Origin of the sequence: Deinococcus aerolatus, assembly GCF_014647055.1 — a bacterium.
Classification (GTDB): Bacteria; Deinococcota; Deinococci; order Deinococcales; family Deinococcaceae; genus Deinococcus; species Deinococcus aerolatus.
This window is the reverse complement of sequence record NZ_BMOL01000014.1, coordinates 35796-50171: the sequence shown is the minus strand read 5'-3', so window position 1 is coordinate 50171 and position 14376 is coordinate 35796. Positions and strand designations below refer to the sequence as shown.

Genomic DNA, 14376 nt, shown 5'->3' with positions numbered 1-14376 from the left:
CAGCCGTCGATCAATGCGCTCCGTCTCAGGCACGACTGACAGGCGGGTTCCGGTGATAGAGGGAGCTGGTTTGACACTCCGCGCACTCTGCGAAGAACTCGGCCCCCGCCTTGCGAATATTGGCCTTCCCCTGGCACGCGGGGCAGGTCAGTTGAATCCGCGTGTTGCCCTCACACTCGAGACATTTGACGTAGTACCCATATTTTCCGTAGGCCACCTCGACGCCCGTGCCCTGGCAATGTCGGCAGGTGACGGCCGATCGCTCTGACGCGGACACCGCTGTGGACTGTGGCTGGGCATCGGCGCTGACCGCCTTCGCAGGAAGGACCTCGGGCGCTGGGACCGCCGGATTGGCCTGCTGAGTCCGGGGCGTATCCCTGGCCCTTAAAAATGCGCTGACACGGACGAGTTCTTCTGGCGTGACCGTGACTCCCCAGGTGTCCGACCGAGGATCCTTGCTGAAGACCTTGGCCAGCTGAACGTGGTCTGCGATGAGCTCTCTCACCCGGTCAGGCACCTGGTCCGCCTTGCGCACATCCGACAGCTTCCCGTCATGCTGCACAACGCCCTGGTCACTGATGGCCACCACCACGTCAATGACAAAGGCCCGGAAGCTCTTCTGCTTGAACCCGAAGAGAAACTTGCCGAGCAACTCCTCCCGGTGGGCCTCCAGCAGGGAGCGCAGGAAATCAGCCTGGCGTCTGGCCTGCAAGACCGGAGAGGGCATGCCTGTCCAGCGGCCGTTCCACTGCCGGGACCACTCCTCTCTCTCGTTGATCCGCACGGCGCTGGTGACGCTCTTGCTCTCGACGATGACGGCGCCGCTGCGGTGGAGGATCAGGTGATCGATCTGGGCGGCGTCTTCACCCTTCTCGAAGCGGAGGTTGTGAAACACATGCACGTCGGGGTCACTGCCGTAGGCGCGGCGCAGGTAGAACGCCATCTGCCTCTCTGCGTCGTCCCCGGCGCGCTGGAACTTGTCACTGGTGGGCGGCGCCTGATGCTCTTTGACAATCATGGATGCCTCCAGCTTAGCCTCATGCCTTTGACGGCGGTGTCACATGTGCGGCCCATGCTGACCGCCGCGGTGCGTCGTTATGCAAACTTCCAGGCACAGGTTCCCGAGGGATGCGGTGGGCTTCGGACCGCCTCCCCTGGCCAGCCCAGGAGGCCATCGGCCACATGCCCCAGACCAGATCGGTGAGGATCAGACAGCAGGTAGAGGGCAGCGTCAGCATGAGGCCGCACCAAGATACGGAAAAAGCGGCCCGAAAGGCCGCTTTGATTCCTTCAATATAGGGCGATATGCAGCCGCTGTCAAATCATGCGCTTGAAAGCCGGACAAAAGTGTGCATATTCAGGGCATGACGCCCTCAGGGACAGCGAATCTCCAGTGTCTCAATACCTACGTCCAGCCTTACCGACACCTGTTCCGGGATCGGCGTCTGTTCCAAGGCTTCCAGGACGCATTGGCGGGCATTCTGGCAAGTGGGACCACTTGCCTACGGCAGATGGCCCGAGTCACGCCCGGAACTGGAATGATTCTCCACGGCGAACGTCGGCTGCGTCGCCTGATTCACCACCAGCACCAGCGGAGTCATCTGCGGGCCGACACCCTGACGGACTGTCTGCAGGTGCAGGGCGCGCAGTCGTTCTCGGGCGAGGACGAGGTGATCGTCATTCTGGATGGTTCCGATCTGCGCAAACCGCACAGCCAGAAGCTCGAGTACCTGGACACGGTGCGGGATCTTGGAGGCCACCCTGTCGCGGGCTACCACACCCTGAACGCCCTTGGGATGACGCCCGATGGGCGTCATCGTCTGGTGTACCACACGACGTACAGCACGCAGGCTCCAGGGTTTCTCAGCGAAAAGTCCATCGTGCTGCAGGCCCTGAGCCAGATCGTCCGGAATCTGCGCGCGGCCTCCGTGGGACGCATCATTTTCGTGTTGGACCGGGGCTTCGACGACCAGAACATCTTGCGCCGTCTGCGTCGTCTCCAGGTTGATTTTGTCGTGCGCGTGCAGCACACCACCCGACGAACTCGCCTGACGCCCACCGCAACGGAACAACCTCTGCAAGCTGCCGCGCAGCTTGCGCCGATCTCACACCGTTTTGAGATGTCCCGTCCCATCGTCCGTAATGGCCGTATCAAGTGGCGGCCCACACGCACTGAGTTGCGGGCCAGGGAAGTGTGGCTGGACAGCGGCAAATTGCGTATGAACGTCGTCCACTTGAGCTTCCCTGGCCGTCCCACAGGAGAGGAACACGGGTGGACCTTGCTGACAAGCCTGACGGTCTCGCCCGGCGTTGAGGCCGGGCAGGTGATCAGGCTCTACTTGCGGCGCTGGAGTATCGAAGACGTCTTTGCCTGGACCAAAACTGCGTTAGGCTGGGAAGACGTGCGGGTGCTGGACTTTGAGGCGCTGCGCACCCTGGTGGCGCTGGCCTGGCTGGCAGCGGCCTATGTCTTTGAGTTGAGCGATAACCTGGACGAGCCGACGGTGTTGCTCCTGGCCCATCTGGGCGGCTATGTGCCCCACAAAAATCGGCCGCCCGGAAAGAAGGTGCTGCTGTTGGGGGTGCAGCGGCTTGCCGCTGCATTCCTGGCCCACCGAATGGCCCATGACAGGGACCGTTATGCATCGCCCGACACCGTGCTGGACAGACTTTTTGGAAAAACATGAATTCTGTCCGGCTTTCAAATGCGCCCCGGTTCTCCTGTTGGCGAGGCGAAAGCGTCTGGGACACATTTTAAGCAGATGATTGAGAGTGACCTGGCATTGAGACCTGCCTGCTTACCTGCATGATGGGTTTGGAGGGCGAGCCGGGACGCGCGTCTGGAGCCTCGCGCAGCCCCCAACTGGTCCACCCTGGGCTGGCTGCACTTTGCCGGAATGAGCACGCCGCGGACCGGGCCTGTGACTTCTCCTTGGCCGCCGAGTCATCCAGGGTGTTTTGCCTCTGCTCTCGTGGGGCACGTGCCTGAGGCAACACTGGACGTCAACCGGGCATTCTACGTGCGCTAGCGTGGGACATGTCACCCGAGCAGCGTAACGAGGACCCGGGCATCAGCTACGTCACCGTCGACGGCATCGAGGGGAAGATGGCGCGGGTGGAGCTGCCGGACGGCACCACCGAGGACTGGCGCCTGGCAAGTCTGCCCACAGGGGTCAAAGAGGGCGATGTGGTCCGCCTCGACGTTCAGGGCGGCGACGTGGACCTCGAGGTGGACCACGAGGAAACGGACCGACGCCACGCCCTAGGCCAGCGGACGCTCGATAGGTTGAATGCCCAGACGCCCGCAGGAGACCTGGACCTGTGAGGCGCCTCCTCTTATTGGCGGCGCTGCTGAGCGGAGGCGCTCTGGCTCAGACCGCCTTACCCGGCGTGCTGACCATCCGCTTCCTGGACGTCGGCCAGGGGGACGCGGTGCTGATCACTGCCCCCGAAGGCCAGAGCCTGCTGTACGACGGCGGGCGCAGCGAGAAACGCATGACGGAGTTGCTGACTCAGTACGGCGTTCGGTCCCTGGCTGTCGTGGCCGCATCACATGGCGATGCGGACCACGTCACGGGCCTGATTCCGGCCGTTCAGCGCTTCAAGCCGAAGTTCTTCCTCAACAACGGCATCGCGGCCACGACCCAGACCTTCGGCAAGCTGACGACAGCGGTCAAGACCGCGGGGACCCAGGGCCTGCTGGCCAGTGACCGGGTCATCAACCTCGGCAGCGTGAAGGTGACCGTCCTGCCCCCACCCCCCGGCATGCCCAGAGGGGACCAGAACCTCAACAGCGTCGGCCTGCTCGTCGAGTACGGCGCGTTCCGGGCCCTGATGACTGGCGACAGCGAGACTGCCGAAACTCAGGGCTGGCTGAAGACGTACCCGGCCAGCAAACTCGGCCCCATCGACGTCTATAAATCCATCCACCATGGGGCGAAGAACGGGGACAGCCCCGCGTGGCTCAGGGCCGTGCGTCCCAGCAACGTGGTCATCGGCGTCGGCCCCAACAACTACGGCCATCCCACCTCGGAAGCGCTGGCCCTGTACAAGAGCGTGGGCGCAGCCATCTACCGCACGGACCTCAACGGCACGGTGACGGTCACCGTGCAGCCGGGAGGGAAATACAATCTGAGTGCTGTGAAAGGGACTGGGACGACGCCTCAGACCCGCCCAGCAGCACCTGTGCCCAGGGCGCCCACACGTGTTCCCGCCCTGCCGCCCAGCTCCGTAACGTATCCGAACTGCGCGGCGGTTCGGGCGGCTGGCAAAGCGCCACTCTTGATTGGACAGCCGGGCTACAGCCGCAAGCTGGACCGCGACGGGGACGGCCGCGCCTGCGAGTGATTGGCGCCCCCGTCAGCATGGAATGGACCTTTAGCCCGTAGCATGGCGGGCATGACTGCGCCGCTGCGGCTGGACCGGGGCACCCTGGTGATGAAGGCGGTGCCGGAGGTGGTGGCCGAGCTGTTCACCTGGGACGCGAGGAGCCAGAATCACCGCGCCCGGGGCCAGGACTACCGCGAGATCGTCGAGCGGCTGCGGGCCGCGGGCCTGACCTTCAAGGACGAAGCCGCCGACTTCCAGAAGCTGGAACTGGGCTTTGCCCGCGAGATCAACCCCTATGCCCACCAGACGGAGACCTTGAAAGCCTGGAAGGCCGCGGGACGAAGAGGGGTGGCCGAGCTGCCCACAGGCTCCGGGAAAACGCTGGTGGCCCAGCTGGCGTTGAGAGACACGCCCAGAAGCGCATTGATCTGCGTGCCGACGCTGGATTTATTACAACAGTGGTACTCGGGGCTGCTGGCTGCATTTCCGGACGCCAACGTCGGCCTGCTGGGCGGCGGCAGCCACGACGACACGCCAATCCTCGTGTCCACCTACGATTCCGCTGCCATCCACGCTGAAGACCTGGCCGGGAAATACGCGCTGCTGATCTGCGACGAGTGCCACCACCTGCCTTCTGATTTCACCCGCGTCATCGCGGAGATGAGTCTGGCTCCGTATCGCCTGGGGCTGTCGGCCACCTTGAAGCGCAGTGATGGACGGGAACGTGACCTGGAGACCCTGCTGGGCCCAGTGGTGTATTCCTGCAGTCCCGAAGATCTTGCGGGCACCACGCTGGCCGACTACCGCGAAATCATCATCAAGGTGCGGCTCAGTCACGCTGAGCAGGACCGCTACGACACCTTGATCCGGCAGCGGAATGACTTCCTGCGCCTGAACAGCATCAAGCTCGGGTCTCTGGACGGCTGGAAGCAGTTCATTATGGCCAGCGGCTCGCCCCAGGGGCGGGCCGCCATGCTGGCCCACCGGGAAGCGAGATCTCTGGCGTACGGCACGGAAGGCAAGCTGCGCGTCCTGGAGGAGATCCTGGTCAATCACCCGAACGAGCGCACGCTGATCTTCACCGACGACAACGCGACGGTGTACCGCATCAGCCGCGAGTTCCTGATTCCCAGCATCACGCACCAGACGCCGACGAAAGAGCGGCACGGGGTCCTCGAACGCTTCCGGGACGGCTCGTACCGCATCCTGGTGACCAGCCGGGTGCTGAACGAAGGCGTGGACGTGCCGGAAGCCAGTGTGGGCGTGATGCTCTCGGGCACCGCCACCGAGCGCGAGTACATCCAGCGTCTGGGGCGGATCCTTCGCAAGGCCAAAGGCAAGAAGGCCACGCTGTACGAGGTGATCACCGAGGGCACCAGCGAAGAACGCGTCAGCCAGCAGAGAAAGGGCCAGTGGCAACCACAGGCGGCCCCGTCCTGGGAGAGCATCAATGCTCCCGACTGAACTGCTGATGTTCCGGATCAAGGCGGGGCTCTTCGAGCCCCGCCGCCTGAAGCCCACCACCAATAACCTCAAGCTGGCCGAGACCCTGATTGCCGTCTTCGGGGCCCATGTCGGCAAGCGGCGTGCGGACCTGGACGACGAACTGCGGGACCTGGAGGCGGGCCGCTCGGATTACCGGGTGGTGCGCGGTCTGGCCCACCTGCTCTCGCAGCGCGGGGAGTTCGAGGCAGGCGGTGGCCTGGCCCCGGCCGCGGTACGGGAAAAGGTCTTTGCGCTGGCCCAGGACGGACCGCCCAGCCGTCACCGGACGAACACCGTTCTGGAACAGGCCGCCCGCGCCCTGTCCACCGAGTCGCCGCTACACCCGCACGACGTTGCCGCTGCGCTGTACGCCGATCTACCGGACCAGCAGACCCTGATTGCCTTCGAACCGCTCGAACCCCTGGACCTGATTCAGCGCTGGGATCTGGCGCAGGCCCAGGGGGCGCTGTACCGCGCCTTTCAGCTGGTGATCACTGCCCGGCGCAACGAACCCGCCCGCTACAAGCAACTGTTGAAATACCTCAAGTTCTTCGGCCTGATGGTGACGGTGGAAGGGGACGCCAACTACGGCTTTACCCTGACCCTGGACGGGCCCACCTCGCTGTTCTCCAGCAACACGCGCTATGGCCTGGCGATGGCGAAATTCCTGCCCGCCCTCCTCCACGTCACCAAATGGGACCTGAGCGCCGCCCTCAAGCCCCGCCGGGATCTGGCCTGGGTGGACCCCAAGGACGACGAATGGTCTTTCCAGCTCACCAGCGAGGACGGTTACGTCAGCCACTACAAGGCCCCTGAAGAGCACGACAGCGCCCTGGAGTCGGGCTTCGCCGAGCGCTTCGCGAAACTGGAGACCTCTTGGCAACTCGAAAGAGAGGTGGACCTGGTCCCGGTCCCGGGCGGTGTGATCCTGCCGGATTTCCGACTGGTCCATGGCGAGCGCAGCGTGCTGGTGGAGATCGTGGGCTACTGGCGGCCCGAGTATTTGCGAAAAAAGTTCGCTTTGCTCAAAAAGTCGGGCCGGACCGATCTGATCGTCTGCGTCTCCGAGCGGCTCAATCTGGAGAAGGCCGGGGTGGACCCGGGCGAGTTCGGGGACCGGATGGTCTGGTTCAAAGGCGTTTTGAATCCGAAAGACGTGCTCGCTCTGGCGGAGCGGACCGCGGTGACCACCTGATGCTTACATCGCGGCTTCGAGCCAGTCCAGGTTGAAGAAAGCTGCGTCGATCAGTGGCCCGAGCTCCCGCAGCGCCTCGTCCTTCAGCCCGCTCCAGTCGCCCATCAGCAGGGGGGGATCGGCCCGGAGAAACGCTGGGGAGGCCAGCACCACCCCTGCCCCGTAACCTTCCCCGGCGCACCGCTTCAGCGTTTCCCAGGCCTGGGGGTCGACGTCGTGACCAGCCGGGACACTCACGACCAGCAGGCAGGCAGAAGAGTGGTGCATGCTGAAATCTTACCGTGAAATTCAGCCTGGGACAGAGCACACTGCGGGCGCAATGGAGGGTGTGCTGGGGCTCCCCCTGTGGTCCACGGGTGTACCCGGCTCCGTACCGACAGCCGCTGATACAAGTGTTGGCGGCGACATTACGGCACTTTTGACCCCTCCCTCTCCCATGTCCACTCCGTCTCCGAGGCTGAAGCGGCGGATAGGTTCTTCCTGCGCCGACGCTCCCGCAGGGCACGAACCCCCTTCCTTATGGTCGTCGGCGGGCGGGGCAAGTCCAAGGACGTTGACCGTGCCTATGATGGCTGGGTGAAACCCGATGTCAACCGGAAACGGGCGCTGCTGGACGCCTGGCTGTACGTGGACGCCTGCATCCAGCCCTGGCCGCGGACTATGCTGACGCGCACCGCCGCAGGGCCACGGCCTTCATGCCGCACGTGTCGTTCGAGCAGGCCGGCGAAGACATGATGTTCTGGCACCCAGTAACCCGGCAGCATCCACATCTGGGTGAGCTGAGACTTCGTCCAGAAACCTGCGTTAAGAGCAAAATCTCGTAATCACTCTCGACTGGGTGAATGGACTAAAACTGGATTTAAGGTGTACTGAACGGGTTTCCCGAGAGATTTAGCTCCAACCATCGAATGCCGGACTGGAGCCACTCGTTGCGGAGGAAGGCTCACTTGAATTTTTCGGGAATTGCCCTCTCAGCCGCAAGAATCCAGATTACTTATGCCGTTAGCGCAGGTTCCGGTTTCAGGTCTCGGGTCGCCCTAAGTCAGGGCAACTGCGGGACGGTGACGGGGCCGAGTACCTTAGAAAGTGCGGCACCAATGGCCAGCAGGCGTCGGTCACTTCCGGCAGGACCGTCCAGTTCCAGGCCCACCGGCAGGCCCTGTGCAGTCAGACCAGCAGGCAGGCTCAGGCCGGGCAGTCCGGCATTGCTGCTGGGATCGGTGTTGCGGATAAAGGTGTTGAAGGTGGGAACGGCGCGGCCTGCCACCATGACCTGCTCCACACTGCCTTGAATAGGCTGAGCTGGTGCGGGTGTGGTGGGAAAGATCAGGGCTTCTATCTTAAAGTTGGCGAAGGTCTGCCGGTACAGCGCCTGCAATGCCGGACGGGCCCCCTGGATGGCTCCCTGGTAGACCTGCTGGCTGATGGCGTCGTCGGCGGTCCCGGGTTGTCCGTCTGGCCCCAGCGCCGCAGCGAAGGCTCCTACCACGTCCGGGCTGCGGATACCCGCGACCACATTGTCCAGTGTGACGCCGCTGCCGCTGGCCTTCAGGTAGGCGGGCAGCGTTCGCAGCACCTCGTACAGCACCACGGGAAAACCGATGCGTGCATTCAGTTCGGCCAGGCCCGGCAGCTCGACGGGGACCAGCACAGCCCCAGCGGCCTCCAGGCGGGACAGCGCCGCCTCTATGACCCGGCTGGTCTCCGGGTCTAGATCGTCGTAAAAATATGCGCGTGGTACGCCGAGACGCAGGCCTCGCAATGGGGCAGCCTGCAGGGTCACGTTCTCGCCCGTGATGAGCGCGTCGAGGAGGGCCACGTCTTCCACCGTGCGGGCCATTGGCCCAGCGGTATCGCGGGTGTTGGACAGTGGGACGATCCCCGCTTGTGAATAGCGGCCCACGGTGGGACGCAGTCCCACCGTCCCCGTCAGCGCCGCTGGAATCCGGACACTGCCCCCCGTGTCGGTGCCCAGCCCCCCTGGAGCCAGTCGGGCCGCCAGTGCCGCCGCCGTGCCACCACTGGACCCCCCGGCAAAGCGTGTCAGATCGTATGGATTGCGCACCGATCCGAAGGTGGCGTTGTCGCTGGTAATGCCGAAAGCCAGTTCATGCAGGTTGGTCTTGCCCAGCACAATGGCTCCAGCATCTATCAGCGCGGCAACCACCGGAGCCGAACGCCGCGCGGTGGCCGTGCGGAGCGCTGCCGTGCCGCCGCTGGTGGGCAGTCCCATCACATCAATGTTGTCTTTGAAGACCAGTGGAACACCGTGCAGGGGTGGAAGCGTTCCCCCCTGAGCGGTTTGTTTATCGGCGCGGCGGGCAGCGGCCAACGCACCCTCGCGGTCAAGGGTAATGAAAGCGTTGAGCTGCGTTGAGCGGTCTATTCGGGCCAGCAGGGCGCGCACCAGTTGTTCGCTGGTCAGCGTGCGGGCGCGAATTTGCTCGGCAGCCTGCGTGAGCGTCAACTGGGTGGGATCTGGGGGTGAACCTCCACCACCTAGCGCGACTTCGGCAGTTAAGAAAAGCATCGCAAGCGTCTTAGACATGACAACCCCTCTTGTTCAGAGATAGAAACCGTCGAACGGAAGATTGGTCAGGGTTTTTGAAGTGATGTCGTGCGCCGGTATAGTACTCCGTTCAGGGCCAGAGCTGGCTTAGGTTTCTCGGCACCCAGACGGTAAAAAGTGAGACGATATGGCTGGGCCTCGTCTCCACCGCAGTTGAGGCCGTCGGCGCCACATACGCCCCCTTCACTGCTGGAGCGAAAAGCATTTCGGCGACCAAAAGAAGTGTCTCAAGTCAGGGTAGACCCACTCGGGACAGGGGCAGGGAGTACGATCTGCCGATCAGCCTGACGCACTGCTTTGCCGATCCCCCCATGTACGAGAGGGCGGGAAACAACCCATGCCCCTTGGTGCCAGCGGCGGCCTGGCGGCGTAGACATGTGGACGACATGGTCTGGCGGGGTCAGAACCTTTCTCAAGGCAATAGGCCTTAGACGATCCGCACAGTTGCTTCCGAAAGTGACGTACCGGATCCCGCGAACCGCAGCCCACGTCCGGATCATCAAAGCGTATGTCGGGAAGCGGGGTCGTGCAGGTCCGGACGGAGATCCCCACTGGCACATGGGCCCGCGTGAATGAGGAACTGAAGTGCTTGGGGTATCGGACGGCGAATACCTTAGCGGTCGAGCGTCAGAATGCAACTACGAGACGGATGAACCCTCATCTGGCCAGGAAAATCCTCGCGTTCGCGAGGCTGATGATCCAACGGGTAAGCCTGGCCTATGTGGTTCAGGGGGTCTACAACTGGTGCCGAACTCAACGTGGTCTGCGGATGAAACTGGGCGTCCCGAAGGCCCGTCAGCAGTATCTGCATCGCCCGCCCGCCATGATGATCGGCATGATCAATCAGGTCTGGACTGTGCGAGGCTGGCTGTCACAGCCCCAAGGCGTGCCCTGTCGGGCATAGTTCCAGCCAATTACCTGTGGCAGGATCAGGCATGATTTCCAGATGACTTCAGATCACCGCCGCAGGCCAGTGCCGCCCACCAGACGCGCAGCACACTTGAGAGGACCCAGGGGAAGGGGAGAGGCGCCAGGCCGGGAGCCGGCATGATGAACCGTCAAGGAACGCGGAGCCGACACCTCTGGGGGGCGTTAGTGCTGCTGACGCTGACGGCCTGCGCTCAGCCGATAGACGACGCGGACTTGGCCGACGACGCCCTGCCCGTGACCTGGACCGCGCGTACCCCTGCGCCCACCACGCTCTACGAAGGTCAAGGCGCGGTGGTGGGCGGCAAGCTGTATGTGTTCGGCGGCTTTGACAAAAACGTGAACGACAAACCCATGGCCACCCGTGCGGCCAGCATGTATGATCCCGCCGCCGATCGCTGGACCCGCCTTCGCGACATCCCTGATCCCGTGACCCATGCGGGCGTGGCCGCCGACGATCGGAGCATCTACCTGGCCGGTGGCTTTCTGGGCAACCATCCCGGCCCCCAGACCGATCATGTGTGGCGTTACGACGTCGTCGACGAGACCTGGAGCGCCTTGCCGGCGCTGCCAGTGGCGCGTGGGGGAGGGGCACTGGTCCGCCTGGGGCGTGACCTGCACTTTTTTGGCGGCGTCACCCGTGATGCCAGGGGCGAGTATCTCAGCGATCACCAGGACCACTGGGTCCTGACTCTGGACGGCGCAGGCCAATCTGGTACAGGCACGTGGCGGACGGCGGCCCCAATGCCCAACCCGCGCAACCACCTCGCGGGTGCGGTGATGAACGGGCGGATCTATGCCATTGGCGGGCAGCACCTCGGCGACGAGGCAAACGGCAATCAGAGCGAGGTGGATGTCTATGACGCCGCCACCGACACCTGGCGGGCGGTCCGCGCGTTGCCGATACCGCTGGGCCACATCACGTCCTCGGTGTTCGGCTGGCGCGAGCGGATCATTGTTGCCGGCGGCGTGACGCAGGGCGAGCGCGAGAGCGCGCAGGTGTTCGCTTATGATCCTGTGGCAGACCGCTGGACCCGGCTGCCCGCGCTGCCCGGCCCGCGCCAGTCCCCGGTGGCGGATGCGGTTGAAGACGCGCTGGTGGTGGTCACCGGCGCCACGTCGGCCGGACCCACCGACAGCACGTTCATGGGCCGCTGATGATTCAAGTGAACGATGCGGTCAGGGTGTAACTCGCCTTCACTGCCCTGTTTCACATCGCGCTGGGTTCAGGACGCTGTTTCTGTCAAGGCTTCAGGTGCGGCCCGTTCGGCCAGAAAAAAGCCCCACGCACGGTGGGGCGGTATGCCTGCCGTCACCCGGGCAGGCCCTGATCTATATGGAGTCAGCGTAGTGGGCCTGTTGTCACACGGGTCTGACGTCTTACGACAGCCGAAACGCTTCAGGGATTGGCCGACGAGCAGGACCCTCTCCATCGTCAGCCTCGGGGGGGCTTGGTCTCAGCCTCAACCGCCAGCCCGCGCCACCTGAGGGCAGCTGTGCCCACTTCATTCGGAAATCACGCCCCGTTACTTACGGTGCGCTCGTGAGACATCCATCCATATTCCAATTTCTCCGGCTGGGCCTGGCCCTGTTGGCGCTCGCTGCAGGCCATCCCGGCTCGGCCCTGAGCATCGAAGAGTCTCCCGTGCTGCGCAGCGTGCAGGACGCTGCCGTATTCGACGACGTCTGGGTCTCCGAGGCTCTGGAGGACGCGCGGCTGGCCCTGGGCACCCGGCCGGTCACGTTCATGTCCCTGACGCCCCAACAGGCCCTGGCCAACCTGGACCGCTCCGTGGATTCGCGCGCTGGAAAAGCGGCGCGCGCCGCACTCGAAGGGATGCTCAGGGGCCGCACCCCGCTCGAAGCCAGCGAGATTGCTGCCGGCGCCGTGGTGCAGCGGCGTCCGGTCGCGGCCTTGCAGGCCCTGCTGTTCGCCCACCGCAGCGAGCCCCAGCGCGCCGCGCACCTCATCAATATCGCCGGATTGGCCAGTGCACTCGGGTCTCCGAATGAAGCCCTCGCACTCCTGACGGCCGCCGAGACGCTGGGCGGGAAGCCCCGGGCCGCGCTGCTGAACAACCGCGGACGGGCGCTGATTCTTCTGGGCCGATACCCCGATGCCGAGGTGGCGTTGCGGGAAGCGGTCAAGCTCGACGCGTGGCTCTCAGAAGCGAAGCGCAACCTGGCCCTCGCGTTGTACGCGCAGAAGAAGACGCCGGAAGCCGTGCGGTTCATGCGGGCCGGGCAGCGCCGAACGCCCGCCCTGGCGAAGGAAGCGGCAGACAAGCCGCTTGCTCCGGCCACCCCTGCGGAGAATGACGAAGACGCGCTCAGCGTCACCCAACACTGGGCGCCGTCGCCGCTCACGTTCGATCTCTCCCGCGCCATAGACGGCCGGCTTCCCGCCCTTCCGTTTCCCAAGGATGTCGCGGGTCTGGGCGCCTACGCCGCGAGAATGCAGGCCCTCCGCCTCGAGTACGCCGCGCAGGTGCAGAGCCGAACGGCGCGGCTCAACGCCCTGACCGAGCAGCCCCAGGGCGCACAGGGCGGCGCGGCACCTGACGCCGTTGCCGCTGCGCGCGTCGCGGCCATCTCACACACCATCGAGTTCGCCCGTTCCGAACCGACGGTGCGTGCCCTGTGGGACAGGGTGGACCGGCACGTGTCCTTCATGGACCCCATCAACGAGCAGCTGGGAGAGGTTCTCGGGGACTCCATCCGGCGGGAGGGTCCAGAAGTCAGCGCCTGCGGTACGGACCGCCGCTGTCAGGAGGCGGTTCAGGAGCGCCACCGCCTGGTGCGCTGCGGCGCCGCGCAGAACGCGTTCACCCAGTGGCGCGCAGGCATGCGCGAACTCGATAGCCTCACCGCTCAGGCGTTCCGCCCGACCTACCGGCTGCTGACCGGGCTGATCGGGAACGTGAGCGACCCCACGACGTACCAACTGCTCATGCTCGAGATGCAGCGCCGCACCCTGATCAGCATTGAAACGGATCTTCTGGTGCCCGCCCAGCAGGGCGCGGACCTGTGGACGGTGGCCGAGGTCTCCGCGCCGTGCGGAACAGTTCCCGAGCTCGAAGATGAGGTCGAGGTGTCCCTCGACGAGCCTGGACCGTGCCCGGTCCGCGACCCTTACAAAGTCACCCTCGATTTCCTGATCGCTGAAGTCAGCTTCAACTGCGAGAAGGTCGCCATTCAGATCGAAGGCCCAGGCGTGGTCCTGGCCGATACCTTCGGAGAGGTCGAGTACGCGTTCCAGGGCAAGATCACCGTGTTTGCCGGCGTGAAGGCTGGGCTGGGTGTGGGCGCCTTCAAAGTAGGCCCGGGGGCCAAGGCAGGCTGCTACGTCGCCGTCAACACTTCAGGGGAGATTGTCGATGTTGGGGCCAAGGCGTCCGTATCAGTTGGGGGGACAGTGGGTTCCTACGGCCTGGAGGTCGAACAGGAATACCCCATCAGTTTCATCGCGGAGTGACCGCCGCGGCGAGAGGGAGCGGCCCGGCGGGCAACCTCCCCGCCGCCCAGCCCGCCGATTCACCCGGCTTCGGGCTGGTCACCCGGTGGCGAGGTCGCGTCGTGGCGAGGTCATCATCCTCAGATCACGCCCGTCCACTCCGCACTTCAGGGCGACGAGCCGCCCCTGACCCCACAGGAGACCGCATGAAGATCCGCAACCACACCTCGTTTCGCGTCGTGCTGGCGCGTGCCCCCTCCCGAACCTCCATCCACCCTGCCTGGCAACGAGGCTGGCGGTGGCGTCCCGGGACGCGCCGATGCGAAGGGTTCGGCGCAGATCATGGTGATCCCCATGTGGCGACGGACAGGGCGCACACCCAGCAGGCCGCCTGGCGGCGAAGCTCACCTGACTTCA

11 protein-coding genes are annotated in these 14376 nt (G+C 64.6%); 8 read left to right on the top strand and 3 right to left on the bottom strand.

Going from position 1 to position 14376, the window contains the following annotated elements; translation table 11 throughout:
* Nucleotides 1-25 precede the first annotated feature (25 nt).
* Complete coding sequence (locus tag IEY31_RS13820) at nucleotides 26-1018, bottom strand: NERD domain-containing protein (RefSeq protein ID WP_188972975.1); 993 nt, start codon at nucleotides 1016-1018, stop codon at nucleotides 26-28.
* A 520-nt stretch (nucleotides 1019-1538) separates the two neighbouring features.
* Here IEY31_RS13820 and IEY31_RS13815 point away from each other — a divergent pair.
* The 5 genes from IEY31_RS13815 to IEY31_RS13795 all read left to right on the top strand — a co-directional run bounded on the left by IEY31_RS13815 (nucleotide 1539) and on the right by IEY31_RS13795 (nucleotide 7009).
* Entirely contained in the window at nucleotides 1539-2687 is a 1149-nt protein-coding gene (locus IEY31_RS13815; RefSeq protein WP_188972973.1) for a transposase, read from the top strand.
* Nucleotides 2688-3037: 350 nt separating this feature from the next.
* Entirely contained in the window at nucleotides 3038-3325 is a 288-nt protein-coding gene (locus tag IEY31_RS13810; protein ID WP_188972971.1) for a DUF3006 domain-containing protein, read from the top strand.
* Nucleotides 3322-4347 (top strand): excalibur calcium-binding domain-containing protein, encoded by a 1026-nt coding sequence (locus IEY31_RS13805; protein ID WP_188972969.1) that lies wholly within the window; start codon nucleotides 3322-3324, stop codon nucleotides 4345-4347. The genes IEY31_RS13810 and IEY31_RS13805 overlap by 4 nt, the downstream gene beginning before the upstream one ends.
* Before the next feature lie 51 nt (nucleotides 4348-4398).
* A complete protein-coding gene (locus tag IEY31_RS13800; protein WP_188972967.1) occupies nucleotides 4399-5793 on the top strand; it encodes a DEAD/DEAH box helicase family protein in 1395 nt (464 codons plus the stop codon).
* On the top strand, nucleotides 5780-7009 hold the full coding sequence (locus tag IEY31_RS13795; protein WP_188972965.1) for a DUF790 family protein: 1230 nt from the start codon (nucleotides 5780-5782) through the stop codon (nucleotides 7007-7009). Before IEY31_RS13800 ends, IEY31_RS13795 begins: the two co-directional genes overlap by 14 nt.
* A gap of 3 nt (nucleotides 7010-7012) precedes the next feature.
* On the opposite strand, the gene IEY31_RS13790 is transcribed toward IEY31_RS13795, so the two are convergent.
* Complete coding sequence (locus IEY31_RS13790) at nucleotides 7013-7276, bottom strand: hypothetical protein (protein WP_188972963.1); 264 nt, start codon at nucleotides 7274-7276, stop codon at nucleotides 7013-7015.
* A 775-nt stretch (nucleotides 7277-8051) separates the two neighbouring features.
* Entirely contained in the window at nucleotides 8052-9557 is a 1506-nt protein-coding gene (gene iaaH, locus IEY31_RS13785) for an indoleacetamide hydrolase (RefSeq protein ID WP_229723631.1), read from the bottom strand.
* Nucleotides 9558-10146: 589 nt separating this feature from the next.
* On the opposite strand from iaaH, the gene IEY31_RS13780 reads away from it, so the two are divergent.
* The 3 genes from IEY31_RS13780 to IEY31_RS13770 all read left to right on the top strand — a co-directional run bounded on the left by IEY31_RS13780 (nucleotide 10147) and on the right by IEY31_RS13770 (nucleotide 13980).
* Complete coding sequence (locus tag IEY31_RS13780) at nucleotides 10147-10482, top strand: hypothetical protein (RefSeq protein WP_188972961.1); 336 nt, start codon at nucleotides 10147-10149, stop codon at nucleotides 10480-10482.
* A 191-nt stretch (nucleotides 10483-10673) separates the two neighbouring features.
* Complete coding sequence (locus tag IEY31_RS13775; protein WP_188972958.1) at nucleotides 10674-11663, top strand: Kelch repeat-containing protein; 990 nt, start codon at nucleotides 10674-10676, stop codon at nucleotides 11661-11663.
* 385 nt (nucleotides 11664-12048) lie between these two features.
* Nucleotides 12049-13980 carry a tetratricopeptide repeat protein gene (locus IEY31_RS13770; protein ID WP_188972956.1) on the top strand — a complete coding sequence of 644 codons (1932 nt, stop codon included), beginning with the start codon at nucleotides 12049-12051 and terminating at the stop codon, nucleotides 13978-13980.
* Nucleotides 13981-14376 lie beyond the last annotated feature (396 nt).